19 protein-coding genes and 1 pseudogene are annotated in these 21,716 nt (G+C 68.1%); 16 read left to right on the forward strand and 4 right to left on the reverse strand.

Going from position 1 to position 21,716, the window contains the following annotated elements; translation table 11 throughout:
- The first annotated feature begins 29 nt into the window (after window positions 1-29).
- Entirely contained in the window at window positions 30-1,316 is a 1,287-nt protein-coding gene (locus ACFYO0_RS41920; protein WP_388686880.1) for an MFS transporter, read from the forward strand.
- A 28-nt stretch (window positions 1,317-1,344) separates the two neighbouring features.
- On the opposite strand, the gene ACFYO0_RS41925 is transcribed toward ACFYO0_RS41920, so the two are convergent.
- Entirely contained in the window at window positions 1,345-1,599 is a 255-nt protein-coding gene (locus ACFYO0_RS41925) for a 4'-phosphopantetheinyl transferase superfamily protein (RefSeq protein ID WP_388686881.1), read from the reverse strand.
- Window positions 1,600-2,095: 496 nt separating this feature from the next.
- Window positions 2,096-2,578 (reverse strand): annotated as a pseudogene (locus ACFYO0_RS41930) (hypothetical protein); the annotation flags it as partial.
- Window positions 2,579-2,600: 22 nt separating this feature from the next.
- Between ACFYO0_RS41930 and ACFYO0_RS41935 the strand changes: the two are divergent.
- The 3 genes from ACFYO0_RS41935 to ACFYO0_RS41945 are packed head-to-tail and all read left to right on the forward strand — an operon-like array spanning window position 2,601 to window position 5,115.
- Window positions 2,601-3,158, forward strand: coding sequence for a hypothetical protein (locus ACFYO0_RS41935; RefSeq protein WP_388686883.1), 558 nt, complete (start codon window positions 2,601-2,603; stop codon window positions 3,156-3,158).
- On the forward strand, window positions 3,155-3,637 hold the full coding sequence (locus ACFYO0_RS41940; protein ID WP_388686885.1) for a hypothetical protein: 483 nt from the start codon (window positions 3,155-3,157) through the stop codon (window positions 3,635-3,637). The genes ACFYO0_RS41935 and ACFYO0_RS41940 overlap by 4 nt, the downstream gene beginning before the upstream one ends.
- Entirely contained in the window at window positions 3,634-5,115 is a 1,482-nt protein-coding gene (locus ACFYO0_RS41945) for a UvrD-helicase domain-containing protein (protein WP_388686925.1), read from the forward strand. Before ACFYO0_RS41940 ends, ACFYO0_RS41945 begins: the two co-directional genes overlap by 4 nt.
- A gap of 75 nt (window positions 5,116-5,190) precedes the next feature.
- Here the strand turns inward: ACFYO0_RS41945 and ACFYO0_RS41950 are convergent, their stop codons facing one another.
- Entirely contained in the window at window positions 5,191-5,934 is a 744-nt protein-coding gene (locus ACFYO0_RS41950; RefSeq protein WP_388686886.1) for an AraC family transcriptional regulator, read from the reverse strand.
- Between the two features lie 54 nt (window positions 5,935-5,988).
- On the opposite strand from ACFYO0_RS41950, the gene ACFYO0_RS41955 reads away from it, so the two are divergent.
- Complete coding sequence (locus ACFYO0_RS41955) at window positions 5,989-7,203, forward strand: MFS transporter (RefSeq protein ID WP_388686927.1); 1,215 nt, start codon at window positions 5,989-5,991, stop codon at window positions 7,201-7,203.
- 702 nt (window positions 7,204-7,905) lie between these two features.
- Here ACFYO0_RS41955 and ACFYO0_RS41960 read toward each other — a convergent pair.
- Window positions 7,906-8,778, reverse strand: coding sequence for a BTAD domain-containing putative transcriptional regulator (locus tag ACFYO0_RS41960; RefSeq protein ID WP_388686888.1), 873 nt, complete (start codon window positions 8,776-8,778; stop codon window positions 7,906-7,908).
- Between the two features lie 1,073 nt (window positions 8,779-9,851).
- Here ACFYO0_RS41960 and sbnA point away from each other — a divergent pair.
- From sbnA to ACFYO0_RS42015, 11 genes are all read left to right on the forward strand, one after another.
- Window positions 9,852-10,823 carry a 2,3-diaminopropionate biosynthesis protein SbnA gene (gene sbnA / locus ACFYO0_RS41965; RefSeq protein WP_388686889.1) on the forward strand — a complete coding sequence of 324 codons (972 nt, stop codon included), beginning with the start codon at window positions 9,852-9,854 and terminating at the stop codon, window positions 10,821-10,823.
- Window positions 10,820-11,881 (forward strand): 2,3-diaminopropionate biosynthesis protein SbnB, encoded by a 1,062-nt coding sequence (gene sbnB, locus ACFYO0_RS41970; RefSeq protein WP_388686891.1) that lies wholly within the window; start codon window positions 10,820-10,822, stop codon window positions 11,879-11,881. Before sbnA ends, sbnB begins: the two co-directional genes overlap by 4 nt.
- 68 nt (window positions 11,882-11,949) lie before the next feature.
- Window positions 11,950-13,557, forward strand: a complete 1,608-nt coding sequence (locus tag ACFYO0_RS41975) for an amino acid adenylation domain-containing protein (protein WP_388686892.1) — start codon at window positions 11,950-11,952, stop codon at window positions 13,555-13,557.
- Window positions 13,554-14,768, forward strand: a complete 1,215-nt coding sequence (locus ACFYO0_RS41980; RefSeq protein ID WP_388686894.1) for an acyl-CoA dehydrogenase family protein — start codon at window positions 13,554-13,556, stop codon at window positions 14,766-14,768. Before ACFYO0_RS41975 ends, ACFYO0_RS41980 begins: the two co-directional genes overlap by 4 nt.
- A 289-nt stretch (window positions 14,769-15,057) precedes the next feature.
- A complete protein-coding gene (locus tag ACFYO0_RS41985; RefSeq protein WP_388686895.1) occupies window positions 15,058-15,630 on the forward strand; it encodes a GAF domain-containing protein in 573 nt (190 codons plus the stop codon).
- Window positions 15,630-15,869 (forward strand): acyl carrier protein, encoded by a 240-nt coding sequence (locus ACFYO0_RS41990; RefSeq protein ID WP_388686897.1) that lies wholly within the window; start codon window positions 15,630-15,632, stop codon window positions 15,867-15,869. The genes ACFYO0_RS41985 and ACFYO0_RS41990 overlap by 1 nt, the downstream gene beginning before the upstream one ends.
- Window positions 15,870-15,906: 37 nt before the next feature.
- Window positions 15,907-16,689 carry a thioesterase II family protein gene (locus ACFYO0_RS41995; RefSeq protein WP_388686899.1) on the forward strand — a complete coding sequence of 261 codons (783 nt, stop codon included), beginning with the start codon at window positions 15,907-15,909 and terminating at the stop codon, window positions 16,687-16,689.
- On the forward strand, window positions 16,679-17,539 hold the full coding sequence (locus ACFYO0_RS42000) for a hypothetical protein (protein ID WP_388686901.1): 861 nt from the start codon (window positions 16,679-16,681) through the stop codon (window positions 17,537-17,539). The genes ACFYO0_RS41995 and ACFYO0_RS42000 overlap by 11 nt, the downstream gene beginning before the upstream one ends.
- Before the next feature lie 83 nt (window positions 17,540-17,622).
- Window positions 17,623-18,156 carry an NADPH-dependent FMN reductase gene (ssuE, locus tag ACFYO0_RS42005; RefSeq protein WP_388686929.1) on the forward strand — a complete coding sequence of 178 codons (534 nt, stop codon included), beginning with the start codon at window positions 17,623-17,625 and terminating at the stop codon, window positions 18,154-18,156.
- Between the two features lie 100 nt (window positions 18,157-18,256).
- On the forward strand, window positions 18,257-19,633 hold the full coding sequence (locus tag ACFYO0_RS42010; RefSeq protein ID WP_388686902.1) for a nitrate/nitrite transporter: 1,377 nt from the start codon (window positions 18,257-18,259) through the stop codon (window positions 19,631-19,633).
- A complete protein-coding gene (locus tag ACFYO0_RS42015; RefSeq protein ID WP_388686904.1) occupies window positions 19,626-21,713 on the forward strand; it encodes a molybdopterin oxidoreductase family protein in 2,088 nt (695 codons plus the stop codon). The genes ACFYO0_RS42010 and ACFYO0_RS42015 overlap by 8 nt, the downstream gene beginning before the upstream one ends.
- Window positions 21,714-21,716 lie beyond the last annotated feature (3 nt).

The raw sequence follows: 21,716 nt of genomic DNA on the forward strand, positions 1-21,716 counted from the left end.
CGGACACGGGCGAAAGGAGCAGGACGACTGTGACGGCGACGGAGGGGCAGGACACCGGGCGGCAGGGCCGACCCGGATGGACCCGACGCGGCTTCTGGCAGGGACCGGTCGGCTCGGTCTACGTCGCGACCCTCGTGCTGTCGGTCGGCCGTGGCGCCTGGTACGCCTGCTGGGCGCTGTTCTTCCTACGGTCCGTCGAGCTGTCGCCGGCCCAGTTCGGCATCGGCATCACCGCTGCAGGTCTCGTCGGTATGGTCGCCGGCATGCCGGTCGGCTACCTCGCCGACCGCATCGGGCCCCGCGAGGTGCTGATGGCCGTCGCAGCGGTCCAGGGCCTGGCCACCATGTCCCTGGCGCTGGTGCACAACTTCTGGACAGCCATGATCGCGACCACTGTCGTGGTGACGGCGGAGAAGGCGTCCCCGGGCATCCGCATCGCCGTGCTCTCCGGCCTGACCGACGGCCCCGACCGGCTCAAATCGATCAGCAACTGCCACGTCATCAAGGAGATCGGCGCGGTCGCCGGCTCCGTCATCGGCATCGTGGTGCTGACCCTCGACAACCGCCCCGGCTACGTGGGCATGGTGCTGTTCTGCGGAGCGGCCAGCCTCGCTTTCGCCGCCCTGATCGCGCGCGTCCCGCACGTCGAGTCGCTCCGGGAACGCCAGGTCACACGCAAAATGCTGGTGCTGCGCGACCGCCCGTTCCTGGTCCTCACCGTCCTCAACGGCGTCCTCGCGCTCAACTGGGGTGTGCTCGACGCGGGCCTGCCCGTCTGGCTCACCTCTCACACCCAGGCGCCACCCTGGACCATGGGCGTCCTGCTGGCCTTCAACGGTGTGGTCATCGTGCTGCTGCTCAACCGCTTCACCCAGGCAGCCACCACCGTCAAAAGCGCAGGACGCATGTCGGCTCTGGCCGGGGTCACTCTGGCGGTGTCCTGTCTGGTCTTCGCGACCACGGACGGCGCCACCGCCGGCACCGTCATCGCCCTGCTGTTCGTCGCCGCCGCGGTCCACACCCTCGGCGAACTCTTCTTCGTCGCCGGCGGGTACGGCCTCTCCGTGGGCATGACCCGCGAAGACGCCCACGGCGAATACCAGGGCATGTTCGGCGTCGGCGAAGGCGCCGCGATGATGCTCGCCCCCGGTCTGCTCACTGCGCTGCTCGCCGGTTGGGGCTCACCGGGCTGGCTGCTGCTCGCCGGCCTGTTCCTCGCCTCCGGAGCCGGACTCCTGTACACCAGCCGCTGGTCGATCCGCCTGGAACAACGCCGCGGTACGACCACCGCGAAGGAACTGCAGCCGGTCGACTGACAACCCCCTCACGGCGGGGAGCCCCCCTTTACGTAAGGGCTGTGCCCTGTACTGCGACGGCTGCGGCGAAGCCGTCCGGGGAGTTCACTTCCGTAAGGTTCCACCCCGTCGGCCCGGCACCCGCGGTACCCACGTAATTGGAGTCGAGGCCTCCCACGACCCCGGTGCCGATCCCTTTCCGATACGCCTCTTTCCGCGCCCAGACACGAGCGAAGGCATTCCTGCGGGCCGCCCCGGAGAGCGCATCCAACTCCGCGACCTCCCGGGGGTGTCGGTTATTCATGTAGTTGAGACATGCTCGTCACTGTGACCTGCAACATCTCAACTGCAGTCGCAGAAACTGAGGCTGAGTCGTCTAACCGACTGACCTGCTTTTATGAGATGTGAAGGTTCTTGCGGCCCTCGATGGTGAGCCTGTGGCCTGGCGCGCCTCACTTCTATCAAGAATGTCTCAACTCCATGGATAATTGCTTGGGATTGGGGTCCCTGAGGGTGTGAAGAAATTGATCTTGATGTGGGGGAGCGCCCCTCCACGAGGGTCGGAACGGTTCGTGGTCCGCTTCGAATGGATCGGTGTCCTGGGAACAACGCGGCGACGACATCCACGAAGCTCTGAAGCACTGAGATGCTGGCGTCGAGCGCCGATCGGTCGAATTCGCCTACGACCGCATAGCGCGGAATGTCCGCTGCCGAGGGCTTGGTCGCGGCAGGCTCGTGAGTGCACTCCGGAGGCCCGGGTTTGAACGTAACGTCGCGCCCGCTTGCCCCGGCGCGACGTGTCAGCGTTTGACGCGGTTGCGTACGGCCAGGACGGCCAGGCCCAGGAGGACAGGTTCAGCCACGCGGGAGCCCATCTCGATGTAGGTGCCGGTGGTGGTCAGGTCCTGGCCGGAGGAGCGGAACACCACGGAGTTGAGGGTCACGTTCAGGGACTTCTCGAAGCGCTTGCCGGTGAACCTGTCCCCGGTGGGGTTCTGCGGGTCGGTCTTGTTGATCTCGAAGGTGACCTTGCCCCCGCCGGACGGCACAGTGCCGACCGCTTCCTGCCTCGGGGAGTCGTTCGGAAGCCCGGAGCGCATCAGCAGCACGATGGTGACGAGCATGGCGGCAGCGAGCCAGCCCAGGGCGCGCAAGGCACGCAGGCCGTAACCGGAGAGCAGCCAGTACCCCCACAACAGGAAGCGCTCGCCGAGTGGGGTTCCGGTGTGATCGTGGCGACGCATCTCCATCTCGCCGTAGTAGAAGTCAGCGGCACCAGGCTCCTGGTGCCGCATCCCTCACGCCGTGCTCTGCCCCCACCGCACCCCCACCACCCGGATCAACGCACACCTTGAGGCGGCACGCCGTCAACTCGCCGTCCGCACCCGCCGCCTGATCGACACCGGCCGCTTTACCCCGCCGGCCCCGCCTGCTGCCGGCGAACCGCCCGCCGACCACGGCCGGCCGCCCCGTCCCGTCGTACAGCTGCTGCTGGGCCTCTATCTCGCCGACCGCCCCCTCGAGGACATCCAATGCGTGGCACAGACCCGCCAGCGCCACCGCTGCCCTCAGCCCGTACTCCTCCCCAACACCCCCGCGGGCGTCTGGATGCTGCTGCCCGCCAGTCCGCAGCGCGGCCAACTCGCCCTGCCCGCCGCACTGATGGCCGTCTACGATCTCGGCCACCTGCCCTATGCCGAACAGCTGCGCTGGCGCACCCAGCGCTGCCCCGCCCACGCCGCCGCCCCGGGGGCCGCCGATCTCGCCCTGGCCGGATGGCAGGTCTTCGACCCCCTCCTGCACGCGGAACACATCCGAACCCGCCTCCCGCACACCTCGACCGGCCGCCACGGGCAGGGGTGACGATGCCGCACCACGCCCTCGAGATCACCCTGACGCGGCCTCTCACCCCGGCCGAACTCCACCACGCCACCCGCTCGATGCCGCTGGCGGCCAACCACGACGCCACCCGACTCATGGCCCTGACACGCGCCAAAACCCCGGTCAAGGCCCTCGAACGCCTACGCCACCAGATGGATGGACGACTCCCCATCGACGTGATCACCACGCACTACCCGGACACGGGCGGGCAGATCCTGCTCAACGTCACCTTCCCGCCCACCACCTACACCTCCATCCGCCACGCCGCCGACCGCGCGGGCAAGTCCCCAGAAAACTTCGTGCGACAGGCCCTCCACCGCGCCTTGGCCCAGCACGCCAGCGACGAGGCCGACCGCCTCGACCAGGCGGTACAGCAGCTGCTCGCCCACACCACGGCCGCCCCACTCCTGGCGGCCGTCGGGCGCGCCCTCACCCACACCCCCGGAGTCGCGCCATGCTGAACCCCACCGACGAACAGCAGGCCGCGGCTGATGCCTTTCACGCCGGCGAGCACCTGGCCCTGCAGGCCGGTGCGGGCACCGGCAAGACCACCACCCTGGCCCTGCTCGCCCACGCCACCCAGCGCCGCGGCCGCTACCTCGCCTACAACCGGGCCATCGCCCAGGACGCCACCGCCCGCTTCCCCAAAAACGTCTGGTGCAAGACCGCCCACGCACTGGCCTACGCCGCCGTCGGCCACCGCTACACCCGCCGCCTGAACGCCCCCCGCCGCCCGGCCTGGCAGACCGGACAGGCCCTCGGCATCACCAAACCCATCCGCATCGGCGACCGCGACCTCTCCCCAAAGGCCCTCTCCTACGCCACCCTGCGCACCGTGGCCCGCTTCTGCCACACCGCCGATGAGGCGATCACCCGCCACCACGTCCCGCACCTGCGCGGCCTCGAGGACACGGACCTGCACACCCAACTCGCCGCCCACATCGTGCCGTTCGCCCGCAAGGCCTGGGCCGACCTGCAGCACCCGGACGAGGGTGCGGTCCGCTTCGACCACGACCATTACCTGAAGATCTGGGCCCTCACCCAGCCCACCATCAATGCCGACTTCCTGCTCCTGGACGAGGCCCAGGACACCAACCCCGTCGTCGAACAAATCTTCCTCAGCCAACGCGAGCACGCCCAGCTGGTCATGGTCGGCGACTCCGCCCAGGCCATCTACCAATGGCGCGGCGCCAAAGACGTCATGACCGGCTTCGACGGCACCCAGCTCACTCTCTCCCAGTCCTTCCGCTTCGGCCCGCAACTCGCCGCCGAGGCCAACCGCTGGCTGCACATCGCCGACGCCCCGATCCGCCTGACCGGCACCCCGGCCGTGCCCACCGAAATCGGCCCCCTCACCCGGCCCGACGCGGTGCTGTGCCGCACCAACGTCGGCGCCATGGCCCAGGCCATGGACCTGCTGGCCGCCGGATACCGCGTCGGGCTGGCCGGGGGAGCAGACAGCCTGTACGCCCTCGCCCAAGCCGCCCGCAACTTGACAGAAGGCCGCCGCACCACCCACCCCGAACTCCTCCTGTTCCCCTCTTGGGGCGAGTTGCAGGACTACGCCGCCCACGACCCGGCCGGCCGTGACCTGCAGCCGCTGGTCGACCTCGTCGACCGCCACGGCACCGACGCCATCTTGGCCGCCCTCGCCCAACTCGTCCCCGAACCACAGGCCGAGGTAACCGTCTCCACCGCCCACAAGGCCAAGGGCCGCGAATGGGCCCGCGTGAAAATCGCCGACGACTTCACCCCACCCAAAGACAGCGACCAGCACGACGACACCGGCCGTCCGGTGCCCGGCCCGATCGACGACGGCGAAGCCCGCCTCGCCTACGTTGCTGTCACCCGCACCCGCCAACGACTCGACATCGGCGGGCTGTCCTGGATCGAGGATCACCCTGCCGGATCCCACCCCTCACAACAGGCAGGCGCGTAGGGAGGGATGTAAGACCCCGACAACGGGTGCCGCGCCTCCAAAAGATCGGCCGGTCCCGGAGGCGTCTGTGACCCGTCAGCCCCGCGGGTAGTTGCCCGGCGTGTGGCCGAAGGTGCGCCGGAAGACGTCGATGAACGCGCTGGCGGATGACCAGCCGCACAGGTGTGCGACCGTGGTCACTGGTGTGTCCTCGGCCAGCAGGACCAGCGCGTGGTGGAGCCGCAGCTGGGTGCGCCACTGGGGGAAGGACATTCCGAGTTCGCTGCGGAACAGCCGGGACAGGGTGCGGTCGCTTGCCCCGATCTCACGGCCCAGGTCGGCGAGGGTGCGACTGTCGGCCGGATCGGCGCGCAGGATGTCGCACAGCGTCTGCAGCAGGGGCGCTGCGGGCGTGGGCAGGTGCAGTGGCTGCTGGGGTGAGGCCCGCAGCTGGTCGAGCAATACCGCGCGTAGGCGGGCCCGTTCGGGGCTGTTGTCGTCCTGGGTGCGCGTGTAGGCGATGATCAGTTCGCGCAGCAGCGGACCCACGGCGAGCACGGTCGGCGTCTTCAGGGCGAGCGGGTTCTCGGTCGCCGGCAACCCCACCAGGTGCAGTTCGAGCTCGCCGTGGGCCTGGTGGGCGTGCACGGTGCCAGCGGGTACCCAGATGGCGCGGGTGCCGGGGGCGACCCAGGAGCCTGCGCTGGTGGTGACGGCCAGCACTCCGCGGCCGGCGTAGACGATCTGGTGGTCGTCGTGGCGGTGGGCATCAATCGCGGCACCGGGCGCCAGCGACTGGGTGCGGGTCGGGGCGACCGGCTCATGGCGGATCTGCGTCATCGTCTGGCAGTTTATCGGAAGTGCGACACGGCATCCGGCGCCGACCATGACTGGGTGCGAAGAAATGCATCAATCACACTGTTGTCCGTCGGGCATGCCTGCGTCGACATCTACCAGGGCGCCGTGGCGTCCCTGGTGCCGTTCTTCGTCGCCGAGCGCGCCTACAGTTATGCCGCTGTCTCGGGCATCGTGCTGGCCGCCTCCTTGCTGTCGTCGGTGGCGCAACCGGTGTTCGGTGCGCTCACTGACCGCTGGGCGATGCCGTGGCTGCTCCCGGCCAGCACGCTGCTGGGCGGTGTGGGCATCGCACTGAGCGGGGTGAGCGGCTCCTACGCGCTGACCCTCGCGTTCGTGGCGGTGTCCGGGGTGGGCGTGGCTGCCTATCACCCCGAGTCCGCGCGGGTCGCCCGGCTCGCCAGTCGGGGCAGCCACAGTGCGATGGGCTGGTTCTCACTGGGCGGCAACCTTGGCTTCGCGGTGGCCCCGCTCATGGTCGCCGCCGTTGTTGCTACCGGGGGTCTGCGCCTGACGCCGCTGCTGGTGCTGCCGGCGCTCGTTGGTGCCGTGCTGTGCCTGCCCGTGCTGCGTGCGCTGGAGCAGCAGGAGTCCGCCGGGGCCGCTGCGGCGGTGGCGGCCGGGGGTGACGACAAAGCGTCGTTCGTGAAGCTGTCGCTGGCTGTGGTGTGCCGGTCGATCGTCTTTATCGGTCTGAGCACCTTCATCGCGCTGTTCGCCACGGAGCGCATGGGCGGCAGCACGGCAGCGGGCACCGCGGCACTGTTCGTGCTCTACCTCGGCGGCGCGGTGGGCTCCGTGCTGGGTGGCACGCTGGCCAACCGCTGGGACCGGGTCACCGTTGCGCGCTGGTCGTACCTGCTCACGGCCGGATCGGTCGCGGGTGTGGTGTTCGTACCCGGCCCGGCTCTGTATCTGTTCGTGGCGCTGACCTCGGCCGGCCTGTACGTCCCGTTCTCGCTGCAGGTCACGCTCGGCCAGGACTATCTGCCCTCGCGCGTCGGCACCGCCAGCGGGATCACGCTCGGTCTGACCGTCAGCATCGGTGGCCTGGTGAGTCCTCTCATCGGCAGCGTCGCCGACAAAACATCCCTGCAAACCGCCCTGGCGCCACTGGTCCTGATGCCCGTACTGAGCTGGCTGTTGTTCCGCACCCTGCCCGAACCCACCGTGCCGCAGCCCGGGGCTGCCGCACATCTGAAGGGAGACGACACCGATGCCGCACTCTCTCCCGTACGGCCCGATCACCGTTGACCAGCCTGCCCCACAAGAAGCCCGCCGCGCCGCCGAGGTGAACGGCCCGCCAGACCTCGAGCCCCAGGGACCCTGTCCGCTACAGGAGTGGGGCTGCAGTGCCGCTCTGCGCCAGCCGTCCTGGCGTTTGCTGTCCAGCCACTCGACATCCGACGGCGAGGTCGAGTATTGCAAGTGCAGTTGCAACGCCATCGTGGTGCTCTACCCGGGGGGACTGGCCGCGTTCACCGGCCCCCCGGTCGACTAGCTTGCCCGGGAGGCCGGAGACCGAGTGATCGGACGGAACCAGCGCCGGACGACTTTCTCGGTGTCGGCGCAACCGGCCAAACGCGTAGACGTGCCGGGTGGTATGGCTGTCGCCAACGGGACACTCCTCGTTCGACACGCGAGGTAAACGGGCGCCCCAGCCTGCGTACGCATGGTCACTTCCCGCCAAGATGCGCATTGCGTGCTTCCGTACTCTTCCGCTAGGCCCGCCGAATATCCGGTGACCGCATAGTGTACGGAAACTTGGCCGCGAATCGCCGCATGGCGAGAAGAAATGGCGAGCGTTCCGAAAGGAACAGAAACCGGAAGGCGGGGAAAGTCCCTGAGACGATCCATTACTCCGGCCAGGCATGTTTTGATCTGCCGCCGGGCAGGGGCATTTTGTATACGGCTCGGCGGCAGGTCGGCGTGGCGCATTCACTTATCGCCCGGTATTCAGTCGGTGGAAAGCGGTACGTATTTCGTCGTGTGCGAGTTCAGGATTGTCAGCTGGAGCTGCTGCAGCGGGTAGCCCGGTTCGATGCCGATCTCATTCACCAGCCGAGTCCGCAGCCTGCCAAACACCTCCAGCGCCCGGGCCCGGCGCCCGTTGAGCGCGAGGGCACGCATGTACTGAGCGTGCAAGCCCTCGTGGAACGGGTGTTCGCTGGTCAGCGAGGCGAGTTCTGCGATCACCTTCTGGTGCAGCCCAGCCTCGATCCTGGCATCGACCAGCGCCTCGACCGTGTCCAGCCGGGACTCCTCCAGCAACAGGCGTCGTGACTCCAACACGGGGCCGGTCGGCACGTCTGCGAAGGCACTGCCGCGCCACAGATCCAGCGCTTCCTCCATGAGAAGGATCCCAGCGTGACCGTCGCCGGCCTGCAGTTTCGCTCGGCCGTGGTCAGCCAGCTGCATGAAGTCCAGCCAGTCCAGCCGCAGTCCCGAACTCTGCAGGCGGTACCCACCGGCCCGAGTAACCAGCACGTCCTCCGCGATTTCCAGAGGTTCACGTCCAGCCAACTGAGACAGTAGCTTGCGGATGCTGAGGATGTACGTCTGCAGGGTGCGCAGAGCACTCGCCGGCGGCTGCTCTAACCACAGCTCTCGTATCAGTGCGGAGGTCGGAACGACCTGGTCCGGATGCGTACACAGCATCGCAAGTACGGTGCGTATTTTTGGCGCGACACTCGCGGATTGGTCCAAGTCGTCGACACCGATGCGCAAGGGCCCCAATAAACCGCAGAGCGCCCAGGTTGATTCCCGCCCGTCCGCTTGCCCAAGAGCATCGTCGTATGTCCGACCGGCCGAACGCATGGTGACGCGCACAGTTTCTCCCTCGGATGGTTCGCCGTCGGAACAGGCAGTCCGACGTATGCGTCGCTGAAGCAGCAACAACATACTTATCGAATGCCCCATGAAACCAGATGGAAATCTAGCCCGTTGGCTATTTCTCGCCTATAGGTCAACTTCCAGGGGGCGCATTCGGGGGCGCATAAGGAGACGTTTCTCGCTACCCTGTGCGCCGGGTCGGAACCGTCATTGTGTATTCACTATGAACTCATCCCAGAGGTGGTTTCCTCTCTCCTTCTCGCATGTTGGAATTCGAGTACGCGATGCGATTTGACTGTTTCGTCTTACTTTTTTGCAAGACTCGCTCCGTCTCTGACCTGGCCGGCTACAGGCACTGTGTACAGGTCCCGGTGGGTGCGAGAAATGTGCGCCCTGCCTGGCGATCGTGAGCCGTCGGGGATCACGGCGAGTGGCTGGCCTGCACAAATGTGAGGCCGACGGTCGTCGTCGGTGAGTCGCGAGACACCGTGGGCGCCGGCTGCTCCGCCCGCTCCGACTCTCCGCCGACGCGGCCCAGTCCTTGTGCTCAGTCGCCTGACATCGCGCATCGGACAACTCCATCGCAGTGGGACCGCCCTTGGGGCGGGCCCTTCGGCGTGGGGCTGGCCGCCAGCCCCACGCCGCTCGAACCAGTTGCTACCAGGGGATTGAGCGTTCCTTGTCATAGACCTCAACAGAGGTCTGCGACCGTGAACGTGCAAAGGCGAGCACGACAGCTGTGCAGTGTGTTTGCGCCATGACATTACGCGGCCGACCCGGACCACTGCCGGTTCTCCGCTGAAACGGATCTCACAGCCGGTCGAAGGGACATGCATGGCCATCCAGAGGGGACGCATCGCCGTCGTGGCGAGGACATCGCCGGACCGGCCACCACGACCGGTACCGAGTCCGCTGATTCCCTCTGGGGACTGGCCTCGTGCTCATGACGCCGAGTCGATCCGAGAAGACCACACTCCGCACAGTCCTGCGACGCATGCTCCGCCGGTCCCGAACCTCCTCAGCGCGGATTGGTCCCGATCCACACGGATGAACGGAAGTGAAGACAACGCATGACCGTCATCACCGCTGCTCACGAACTCCTCGACAGCGACGTCTACATCGACCTGGGGCCCAGCCTCGGCCTCCCGTTGCATCTCAAGTGCGAGGGCTTCAATTTCGCGGGCTCAATCAAGATCCAGCCCGCTGCGCGAATGGTCGAAGCGGCACAGCGCGACGGCCTCATCGGACCGGACTCCGTCCTGATCGAGTCCTCCTCCGGCAACCTCGGCGTGGCTCTCGCAGTGATCGCCGCGTCCAAGAGGCTGAAGTTCGTCTGTGTCACCGACCCCAACTGCAACCCCGCGACCATAGCCCTGATCCGGGCCCTCGGCGCCGAGGTCGTCGTCGTGGACGAACCTGACGCCTCCGGCGGATACCTCGCCGCCCGCAAGGCGTATGTGAGCCGGCGCTGTGCCCAGGACCCGGCCTTCGTCTGGCTCAACCAGTACGAAAACCCCGCCAACTGGATCGCCCACTACGAGAGCACCGCGGCTCTCATCGCCAAGGACTTTCCCGACCTCGACACTCTGTTCATCGGAGCGGGCACCGGTGGCACCCTGATGGGCTGCGCCCGCTTCTTCCGCGAACACCGGCCGGAGATTCGCATCATCGCCGTCGACAGCGTCGGCTCGGTGAGCTTCGCCGGCACCCCAGGACCACGGCACATCCCCGGGCTCGGTGCCAGCGCGCCGATGCCGCTGATCGATCCCGAGCTCGTCGACGAGGTCATCCGCATCCACGAGATCGACACCATCCATACCTGCCGCAGGCTCGCCGCTCGCGGCATCCTTCTCGGCGGCTCGTCGGGGACGGTGATCAGCGCCGCCTCACAGTGGTTTGCCCACCACCGCGGTAACCCGCACACCGCGGTGGCCATCGCTCCGGACCTGGGGGAGCGCTACATCAGCACGATCTACAACGACACCTGGGTCACCCACCACTACGGTCATGACGACCTGCACAAGATCCTGGAGATGTCTTGAGCAACCAGGCCGACACCCCCCAGTTCTGCATCGTCCCGGGCAGCACCGTGCACCGGGTGCTCGACGGACAGCAGCGGGAGATCATCGAACTCGTCGAGAACGCCTACCGCCTGCACGGCGAAGGTCGCACGATCAACCCGCCGTCGTACTTCCTGCGGTTTCCCGACCGGCCCACCGCCCGCATCATCGCCCTGCCCGCCTCGGTCGGCGGCGACCGCCCGGTCGACGGTCTGAAGTGGATTTCCAGCTTCCCGGCCAACCTCGACCGCAGTATCCCGCGTGCTTCCGCAGTCCTCATCCTCAACGACCCGGTCACCGGCTATCCGTACGCCTGCCTGGAGAGCTCGATCATCAGCGCCGTACGCACTGCCGCCTCCGCCGCGGTTGCGGCCCGTGCTCTCAGCGAGACCCGGCCCGCTCCGCAACGCGTCGGCTATCTCGGCACCGGGCTCATCGCGCGGTACGTACACTCCCACCTGTCCTCACTCGGCCGGACCCCGCAGGAGTACGCCGTCCACGATCTGTCGGCCGAGTACGCGCGAAGCTTCGCCGACTACCTGGAGCGTGGGGCGGGCGGCAGATCCGTGCACGTCCTGGACTCGGCGGAGGAGTTGATCCGCTCCTGCGACGTGATCGTGTGCGCCACCACGGCGGCCACACCCCACCTCATCGAACCGTCCTGGTTCGCCCACCACCCGCTGGTGCTGCATGTGTCGCTGCGGGACGTGGGCACCGAGGTCATCCTGGACAGCTTCAACGTCGTCGACGATGTTGAGCACGTACTCAAGGCGAACACCTCTGTCCACCTCGCGGAACAGCACACCGGCAGCCGGGACTTCCTGGACGGCACTCTGTACGACGTGCTCACCGGCACGTTGAAGGTGCCCGCCGACCGCACCGTGGTCTTCTCACCGTTCGGACTCGGCGTACTCGACCTGACGGTCGGGGAGCACGTCCACACCCGAGCCCGTGAAAGTGGCCAACTGGTCGCGGTAGACGGGTTCTTCCACGACCTTGACCGGCACAGCACCCCAGACGTCCAGGCGGTCCGACGATGACGACCACACCGCAACACACCGGAGCATCAACGCAGGTGTGGGCCGAGCTCCCCTTAGCGCCCGGAGCCGTGGCCCGCGCCAGAGAACTGGCGCTGCGCTATGTCCGCGGGCACGACACCTCAACTGCCCTGCTGAACCACGTCATCGAGCACGCCGAACGCAGCCCGAACCGTCCGGCCGTCGTCGATGGCGATCGCACTCTGAGCTACCGGGCCCTGCTGGGCCAAATCGCCCTAACCCGGGAGGCCCTGCACGCTGCCGGGGTCCGCACGGGTGATGTCGTCGCCGCCGTCGGCCCCCGCAGCGCCGACACCCCAGTCATCTTCCTGGCACTGGAAGCCCTGGGCGCCTCCTACCTGCCGCTCGATTCCAGCTGGCCGGAGGTCAGGGTCCGGGACGTCCTCGGCCGCAGCCGGGCCGCACTACTCATCGACTACTCCAGCGACGTCGCCACTGCGCACGCCGCGCGGTCAGCCGCCAAAGCCGAGCAGATCACCGTCCTGCCCCTGCCCGTTAAGGGCGAGGGCACCACACCCTCAGGTCTGAGCGGCGACCGTTCTCACGAGGTCCGCTACACGATCTTCACCTCGGGGACCACCGGCCGCCCCAAGGGCGCCACGGTCGAGCACCAGGGCATGCTCAACCACCTGTGGGCCAAAGCGGCCGACCTGTCGCTGGGACCCGACGACGCGGTGGCGTTCACCGCTCCGCTGGTCTTCGACATCTCCATCTGGCAGATGCTGTGCCCGTTGCTGGTCGGCGGCCGAGTGGTGGTGGTCAGCGACGAAGCCATGCGGCTGCCCCGCTGGCTCATCGGCGCCCTCGACTCCGCGGCCGTCACCGTCGTGGAGCTTGTGCCCACCGTCATCGGCTGGCTCGTCGATGAGCTGGGCCGCCGGGACGGCGCTGGACTGGCCTCGCTACGGTGGCTGCTCTCCACCGGGGAAGAGCTGTATCCGGCCGTCGCGGAGCGCGTTCTGCTGACCCTTCCGCACGTGTCCGTAGTCAACGCCTACGGCCCCACGGAGTGCTCCGACGACGTCACCCATCACGTGGTGGTGCCCGCCGACCTGACCGGTGCCCGGCTGCCGGTCGGTGCACCGGTCGCCAACACCACGCTGTACGTGCTGGTTCAGGACGCGGAGGGCAGCCCCTGGCGGGCGGCCGAACCGGGGGAGAGCGGCGAATTGTTCGTCGGCGGCACGGGCGTGGGGCTGGGATATCTCAACGACCCCACCACCACCGACCGCGCCTTCTTCCGTGACCCCTTCGACCCGCACTCCGCCACCGGCCGCCTCTACCGATCCGGCGACCTGTCCCGCGTCGACGACGGGCTCGTGTACTACCTCGGCCGCAGCGACCGGCAGGTAAAGGTGTCCGGCGTTCGCATGGAGCTCGGCGAGATAGAGGTCGTCTTGAGCCGGCACCCGGCCGTGGAGCAGTGCGCGGTAGTCGTCTCCGGTGAAGGCGAGCACGGTGAACTCGTCGCCCACTACAGTCTGCGCACCCCCGTGCCCCAGACCCAGCTGCAGGACGTGCTGGGCGAGGCGCTGCCGACGGCGATGGTGCCCCGGCGCTGGCGGGAGTGGGACGCGCTGCCCCTGACGCACAACGGAAAGATCGACCACCGGTCGCTCCAGGCGGCCGCCACCACCCCCCGGAAAGAGGCACCGTGACGACCGCAACGGCGAAGAACACGGGACCGAACGCCTCTGCGACGGCACCGGGCGCCGCCTCACCGGGTCTCGCGCAGCGTGTCGCCGCCGTGGCCAAGGTCGCCGAGGAACACCTCGCCGAAACCGAACGCGACGCCGTGTTCCCCGAACACGCGCTGGCGGAGATGCGCAGCACCGGGCTCCTCGGACTGCTCGTACCGGCCGAGGACGGTGGGCTCGGGGGCACGATCCCCGACCTCGTCGACGTCAGCATGGCCCTTGGCCGCGTTGACATGTCGGTGGCAATGATCTTCGCAATGCACTGCCAACAGTCCGAGGCGATCGTCCGGTACGCCGCCTCGCCCCTGCGCGAGGAACTGCTCTCCCAACTTGCCGCCGGGGATCTGTACCTGGCCTCGGTGACCACCGAACCGGGCAAGGGCGGCCACCTGTTCAAGTCGTACGCCCCCCTGCACGAGGGCGACAACACCCTGGAGATCGACCGGACCGCACCGATCGTGACCGGCGGCAGCATGGCGGACGGTTTCCTCATCACCATGCGCAGCCCGCAGGCCACGGCCGACCACCACGTCTCCCTGGTCTACGCCCATCGGCACCAACTGCGTGTGCAGAGCACGGGAGCGTGGTGCCCGATGGGCATGCGCGCCAGCCACAGTCTGCCAATGACACTCACGGGCACGATCCCCGCCCACCAGGTGATCGGTGAACACGGTGCCTTCCACCGCGTCGCCCAGTCCGTCTTCGGTCCACTCGCCCATATCGGCTGGTCGGCGACGTGGCTGGGCACCGCAGCCGGTGCCCTGTCCCGCGTCCTGCGGTTGCTGCGTGACCCAGCCGGCCGCAAACGCTTCGACTTCGGCTCGGAGCTGCTGATGACCCGGCTGTCACGGGCCCGGCAGCGGCTCGACACCGTCCATGCCTTGCTGCGTCGCACCGAGGCGCTCGTGATGAGCGGCGCCGACCTGTCCGGCGCGAGCAGCCAACTTCTGTTGAACAATCTGAAGATCACCGCTGCAGAAGAGTGCCACCTGGCCGTCAACGAGCTCGTGGACGCGGTCGGTCTCAGACATGGCTACCTCCAGGACTCGCCGACTCGGCTGGAGAAGGCGCTGCGCGACCTTCGTTCCGCCGCGCTCAACTACAGCAACGACCGACTGCACTTGGCCGACGGGCAGTTGTGTCTGCTCGACCCGGACGTACGCTTCAGCTGACCTCGGCCCCGGCAAGTCGGAGTCTGACGCAGCCGTGAGCCGGCCTTCTTTCTTTCACGAATCCTTTCCAAGGGCTTTATTTAGTGACCCATTTTCCGGAATGGCATTGATTTAAATCCACTCTTGTGCCACCGGAATTCAACTGCTAATGTCTTGGAAAGCGGAAATCGCGAACAGTCGGCCGGTGTGCATTCTCTCGGCGTGAATCCCGGCGGCTTCTCCCTCGCGGCCGCTATGCGCTGAGGTCCAATAAATCACCGCACCCGCACCCCATCACCGAGGAATTCTCATGCCTGAAAACGGCCCGGAAAACCCGACCGAGAACTGGAACACCGCGCTGCGCTACATCGCGGGACGCAAGGCCGCCGAGGAGTCCCTGGGATTCCTCGCCCACATCAGCACCACCATCCAGCAGACCACCCAGCTCAAGGAAGTCGTTCCGGCAGTCGCCAAGGCCTGCGTCCCCTTCCTCGCCTCCGCCATCTCCCTGGGTTCCCTGGCCACGCACTCCCAGCTCGTGGTGCAGTCGCCGACCGAGTTCTCGACGGCGCTGGAGGGCGTGCGCGGCCTCGTCGAGGACAACGCTGGACAGCGGCTCGTGATCAGCGAGCACGAGGGTCTCGTCAAACAGACCGATCCGAGCCACCTCACCCTGCTGCACCAGTGGAAGGCCGACTCAGCGGTGGGCCTGCCGCTGATCTACCGCGGTCTGCGCGGCGGCCACCTCTTCCTGCTGCGCGGCCAGGGACACCGCCGGGGTCCGATCAGCCCCAGCGACCTGGCGCTCATCTCCGAAGTAGCCGACCGCGTCGCGGCGTTCAATGCGTTCAGCATCCAGCTGGACGCCACGGAAGGTCTGTGATGACGGCGACCTGGCAGGACATACGTACCTGGATCCTCCAGCGCAACCCCGAACTCGGCGAGGCCGACGTGGCCCCGGAAACCGACATCATTGAGTCACGGATTGTCGATTCCCTGCAATTCGTGGAGCTGGTCCTCTACATCGAGGAATTGCGCGGCGAAATGCTGCAGTCCATGGATGTCGACCTCAACGCCTTCCGCACCCTGAAGGACATCGAACGGAATTTCCTTTCTCAGTAGTCGCACGCAGTCGACAAGAAAACGTGTGGGGAGCGGCATGACAAGCGGACAATCCATCGTGGTGCAGGGCAACCTCCACGACACCATCGACGCCGTGGTCTTTCTGCCGCCCGCCGGCAGCCTCACCTCACCCTTCTTCTCCGTCGGGGCACTGCTGCCGCCGGCCGTACCTGCGCTCCACTGCGAACTGCCCGGCCGCGGACGACTGGCGCACGACCAGACGCCCGCATCCGTGTCCGCCGCCGTGGACCGCTGGACTGAGGACCTCACCGCACTGCTGCCGGAGGGCCGACTGCACCTGTTCGGGCACAGCCTGGGTGCTCTGTTCGCCTACGAACTCGCAGCCCGGATCGAGGACCATCCCCGGTACGAGGTCGGCGGGTTGTCGGTCTCCGGCGCCAGAGAGCCCGGCAGCGCCCCGCGCACCCTGGTGGCCGCGGCGTTCGAGGCGCTGCGCCGAGACCAGCGCGCCACCGACAAGGAGGGCGACGCGGACGGGACATGGCTGACCCGGGACCTGCGCATGCGGCGGGAACACCGCGTCACACGCCAGTCGGTCCGGGCGCCGCTTGCACTGTTCTGCGGAGACTCCGATCCCTTCGCCCGGCCCGCCGACATGGCGGAGTGGAAACACTTCACCAGCGGTCCCTTCCTCGGGACGTTCACCTTCCCCGGCGGGCACGACTACTACCTCTCCGGCCAGGCCGCGATCGCCACGACGATCACAGACCTCGTGGACCGCTGCCGTGAGCTCCCACGCACCCCCGTACCCGAAAGCCAGTCAGATTCTTCACGACAAGGAGTTGGACATGACGGTTGACAAGCAGAGCGCGCCCACGATCGAGCAGCTGATCGACGTCGTCGGCAACAGCTCGGTCGGCATCACGGTGACCGACCGGACCGGTGCCGTCCTGCTGCACAACAAGGCACAGTCCATCCTCATGAACGGGGAGGCCGACCACCTCAGCGGGCGGATCCTGCTCGACGGCGAGGACGGGCTGGACAAGCTGCTGGCGCAGCTCGAGAAGGAGGGCAGGTTCGAGAACGTCCGGGTCGCATACCTCAGCGCCGACGGCAAGCAGGACCGTGTCTGCGGCGTCAACGCCGTGGTGGCCGGCAGCGGCAACGAGACCCGGATCCACTGGGTGAGCCGGCCGGAGCTCGGCGAGCGGCTGCCGGTGTCCAGCACGAGCACGCCGGACCCTACCTCCGACGCCACCGCCTGGATTCGCGCAGTTGACGAGCGCGCGCAGCCCGTCCTGGCACCGACCAAGGAGCACGAGTCGGTGCTGCGCGAGTTCTACGAGGTCGCGCCGGTGGCGATCCACCTGATCGGGGTCAACGGCCAGGTCATGCACGCCAACCCGGCCGATGTGGCCCTGGTCGAGTACAGCTCCACGCCGTCCGAGTACGTCGGTCAGCACATCCGCAAGATCTACGAGGACCAGGGGCTGCTTGATGACTTCCTGTCCCGCTGGGACGAGGACTCGCCGATCATCAACTTCCGGGCGAACTTCGTCACCCGGGACGGTGCCCCGAAGCCGGTGCTGATCTTCTCGACGGCGCAGGCCGCCGGCGGCAGCGTCTCCAACACCCGCTGCTTCGTCTTCAACGACCCCGAGCCGCAGCGCGCCCGCGACGCCGTCAGCGCCTTCGGCTGGCCGGCCTGACATAAGACGGGCGGAGCCCGGGGCAACCCCGGGCTCCGCCCGCCACGGACCAGACTCCAACCCGACCCTTCCTGGGGGTGACCGTGTCCAACGTGTTGGTAATTTCGGGAAGCCCGTCATCAACGTCCAAGACCGAACTCATCGGGGATCATGTGGCACGACGACTGGCCGAGTACGAGTGGCACGCCGGACACCTGAAGGTGCGTACCCTGCCTCCCGCACCGCTGCTCCACGCGGACGCCACGGACCCGGCAATCGCCAACGCACTGGACCAGGTCTCGCGGGCCGACGGCATCGTGCTGGCCACCCCGACGTACAAGGCGAGCTTTTCCGGGCTGCTCAAGACGTTCCTCGACCTGCTGCCGCAGTACGGGTTCACGCACAAGGTGGTGCTGCCGCTCGCCACCGGCGGCAGCGCCGCGCACGTCCTAGTGCTGGACTACGCGCTGCGCCCGGTGGCCCACTCCCTGGGCGCCCGGCACGTCGTCCAAAGCTTCTTCCTGCTCGACAAGCACATGGCCTCTGAGAACGGCAGCCTGCACATCCGGCCCGAAAGCACCGGGATGCTCGACGACGTGATCGAGCAGTTCCGCAAGGCCCTGATCGCGACCTCCTGACTCCCCGCCAGCTCCAGCGCGCCCGCACCGAACGTCACCGTCCCTGTCCCCATCCCCGTATCAACGCCCGATCGTTCACAGCAGTTGGAGTCCATGCCCCATGGCTGAGAAAACCGTGAAGAGCACGTGGCTCACCGGCTGGGATCCCGAAGACGAGGACGCCTGGCGCCAGGGCGGTCACCGGGTGGCCCGCCGCAACCTCATCCTGTCCGTTCTCTCCGAACACATCGGCTTCTCCGTATGGACCCTGTGGTCCGTGCTCGTGCTGTTCATGTCCCCCGAAACAGGGCTGGCATTCAACCCCGGCGAGAAGTTCCTGCTGGTGGCCACCCCTACCGTCGTCGGTGCACTGCTGCGGCTGCCCTACAGCTACGCGGTAACCCGGTTCGGCGGACGCAACTGGACAGTGTTCGCCACCCTCCTCCTGCTCGTCCCCACGCTGCTTGCCATGTACTTCGTGCGGCAACCAGGTACCCCACTGTGGGTGTTCCTGCTGATCGGTGCCGTGGGCGGGGTGGGCGGCGGCAACTTCGCATCATCCATGACGAACATCACCGCCTTCTTCCCACAGCGGCACCAGGGCTGGGCGCTGGGCCTCAACGCCGGAGGCGGCAATCTAGGTGTCGCGGCAGTCCAGCTCATCGGCCTCGCAGTCATCTCCGTGGCCGGCCGCACCCACCCTGAGTACGTGGCAGCTATTTACCTGCCGCTCATTCTGATCGTGGCGGCGCTAGCGGCCCGGCGGATGGACAACGTGGACGCCGTGCGCACCGCACCCGGCGCCCAGCGCGAGGCCGTCCGAGACCCCGACACCTGGTGGATTTCCCTGCTGTACATCGGCACCTTCGGCTCGTTCATCGGGTTCGGTTTCGCCTTCGGACTCGTCCTGCAGAACGAGTTCGACGCGAGCCCCGTCCAAGCGGTCGGATACACCTTCCTCGGTCCGCTCCTTGGTTCCTTCTCCCGGCCATTGGGCGGCTGGCTGGCGGACCGCCTGGGCGGTGAGAGAGTGACCTTCTGGAACTTCCTCGGCATGGGCGCCGGCACGGTGGTGCTGATCGCCGCCTCCCGCGTGGGCTCCTTGGGATTGTTCGTCGCCGCATTCACGGCACTGTTTGTGCTCAGCGGCCTCGGCAACGGGTCGACGTACAAGATGATCCCGGCGGTCTTCGCGCGGAAAGCGGAGGGCGAGGTGACCAGCGGCCGCGACGCCAAGGGGACATTCGTCCGGGCCCGCCAGCTGTCCGGCGCGGTCATCGCCGTCGCCGGCAGCGTGGGCGCGCTCGGCGGTGCGGCCATCAACCTCGCCTTCCTCGTCTCGTACTCCGACGGCTCCGGCTCCGGCACGCCCGCCTTCCTTGCCTTCCTTGCCTACTACGTCCTGTGCATCACGGTCATCCGAGTCGTCTACCTGCGCCGCCGGCCAGCCGAGACCAGGACCGCGCCGGGCGGCGTTCGGGAGTCCAGCCGTGTCTGAAGCATCCCTGCCGCGTCCGGCGACAGACACGCACTGCCCCTACTGCGCCCTGCAGTGCGGTACGCGGCTGACCGGTGACCGCGCCACCGGGGTGACGGTTGAGCCGACTGACTTCCCGGTCAACCGCGGCAAACTGTGCCAGAAGGGCTGGACTGCGCCCGAAGTCCTCACCGCCGCCGACCGGCTGCTCACACCTTTGGTCCGCGGCCGCGACGGCCAGCTCGCGGAGGCCTCCTGGGACACCGCGCTGGACACCGTCGCTGAGGGGCTGCGCCGGATCCGTGCGCAGTACGGACCGGACGCGCTGGCGGTGTTCGGCGGAGGCGGTCTGACCAACGAGAAGGCTTATCTGCTGGGCAAGTTCGCCCGCCTCACGCTGGGCACCAGCCAGATCGACTACAACGGCCGGTTCTGCATGGCGTCTGCAGCCGCCGCGGGCAACGATGCCTTCGGCGTGGACCGCGGCCTGCCCTTCCCCATCACCGACCTGGCCCGGGCGCGGACGGTGCTCCTCGCCGGTGCCAACGTCGCGGAGACCATGCCGCCCCTGATGCAGCACCTGGACCGGGCCCGGCTGATCGTCGTGGACCCGCGGCGCAGCGCCACCGCCCGCCGTGCTGCCCTGCACCTTCAACCCGCGCCCGGCACCGACCTCGCCCTCGCGCTCGGCCTGCTGCACCTCGCCGTCGTGGAGGGACTCGTCGACCGCGCGTACGTCGAGCGGCGCACGCGCGGCTTCGAGACCGCGATGAGCCGCGCGGCCGGCTGGTGGCCCGAACGGGTCGAGGCTGTCACAGGTGTGTCGGTGAGCGCCCAGCGCACGGCCGTTCACCTGCTTGCCGAGAGCCCCGACAGCTACGTCCTCACCGGCCGCGGCGTCGAACAGCACCGGCAGGGCACCGCCACCACGGCCGCCTTCATCAACATCGCGCTCGCCCTCGGCCTGCCCGGCTCTCCCGGCGGTGGGTACGGCTGCCTGACCGGTCAGGGCAACGGCCAGGGCGGTCGCGAACACGGCCAGAAGGCCGACCAGCTGCCCGGCTACCGATCCCTCACCGACCCCACGGACCGTGCCCATGTCGCCGGCGTATGGGGTGTGTCGCCGGACCGACTGCCCGGCCCCGGACGGACAGCCTACGAACTGCTCGACGCACTCGGCAGCGAGAAAGGACCGCGGGCACTGTTCATCCTCGGCTCCAACCCAGCGGTCTCGGCACCGCACTCCGCGCGGGTCGTCGAACGCCTGGCCTCGCTCGACCTGCTGGTCGTGGCCGACTTCGTGCCCTCCGAGACCGCCCGCATGGCCGACGTCGTCCTGCCGGTCACCCAGTGGGCCGAGGAGGACGGCACCCTGACCAACCTGGAAGGCCGAGTCCTGCGCCGCCGCGCCCTGCTCGCCCCGCCGCCCCTGGTCCGAAGCGACCTGCAGGTCCTGCACAACCTCGCCGTCCGGCTCGGCGAGCCGGCCGACCGCTATCCGATCGAACCCCGCGAGGTATTCGAAGAACTGCGCGCCGCGTCCCGGGGCGGGCGCGCCGACTACTCCGGCATCTCCTACGACCGGCTGGACGCGGGCGAAAGCTTGTACTGGCCCTGCCCGGACACTGTCGAAGCCCACCCGGGCACCCCCCGCCTGTTCCGGGACACGTTCGCCCACCCCGACGGCCGGGCTCGTTTCACCGATGTCGATCACCACGGCCCCGCTGAGGACACCAGCGGCGATTACCCGGTGCACGCCATCACCGGTCGGGTCCTCGCCCACTACCAGTCAGGGGCGCAGACTCGCCGGGTCGCGGAACTGTCCAAGGCCGTGCCGCAGGCGTTCGTCGAAGTCCACCCCGACACGGCAGCCCGCTGCGGGCTGGCCGACCGGGGCCTCGCCCGGATCTCCTCGGCCCGCGGCGGCATGACGGCCAGGGTCCGGCTGGATCCGACACTGCGCCCGGACACCGTCTTCGTCCCCTTCCACTTCGCCGGGGACGGCCGGGCCAACCTGTTCACCAACCCCGCCCTGGACCCGCGCAGCGGCATGCCCGAATTCAAGGTCAGCGCCGTCCGGCTCGACCCTCTCCCGGAGTGACGC

The organism is Streptomyces sp. NPDC006365 (genome assembly GCF_042870755.1).
In the GTDB taxonomy this organism is placed as follows: Bacteria; Actinomycetota; Actinomycetes; order Streptomycetales; family Streptomycetaceae; genus Streptomyces; species Streptomyces xiangluensis.

Coding starts and splice junctions, on each gene's coding strand:
- ACFYO0_RS41990 (WP_388686897.1), top strand. CDS start 15,630: ATGACGGCGACCTGGCAGGACATACGTACCTGGATCCTCCAGCGCAAC.
- ACFYO0_RS41925 (WP_388686881.1), bottom strand. CDS start 1,599: ATGAATAACCGACACCCCCGGGAGGTCGCGGAGTTGGATGCGCTCTCC.
- ACFYO0_RS41985 (WP_388686895.1), top strand. CDS start 15,058: ATGCCTGAAAACGGCCCGGAAAACCCGACCGAGAACTGGAACACCGCG.
- ACFYO0_RS41995 (WP_388686899.1), top strand. CDS start 15,907: ATGACAAGCGGACAATCCATCGTGGTGCAGGGCAACCTCCACGACACC.
- ACFYO0_RS42000 (WP_388686901.1), top strand. CDS start 16,679: ATGACGGTTGACAAGCAGAGCGCGCCCACGATCGAGCAGCTGATCGAC.
- ACFYO0_RS42010 (WP_388686902.1), top strand. CDS start 18,257: ATGGCTGAGAAAACCGTGAAGAGCACGTGGCTCACCGGCTGGGATCCC.
- sbnA (WP_388686889.1), top strand. CDS start 9,852: ATGACCGTCATCACCGCTGCTCACGAACTCCTCGACAGCGACGTCTAC.
- ACFYO0_RS41950 (WP_388686886.1), bottom strand. CDS start 5,934: ATGACGCAGATCCGCCATGAGCCGGTCGCCCCGACCCGCACCCAGTCG.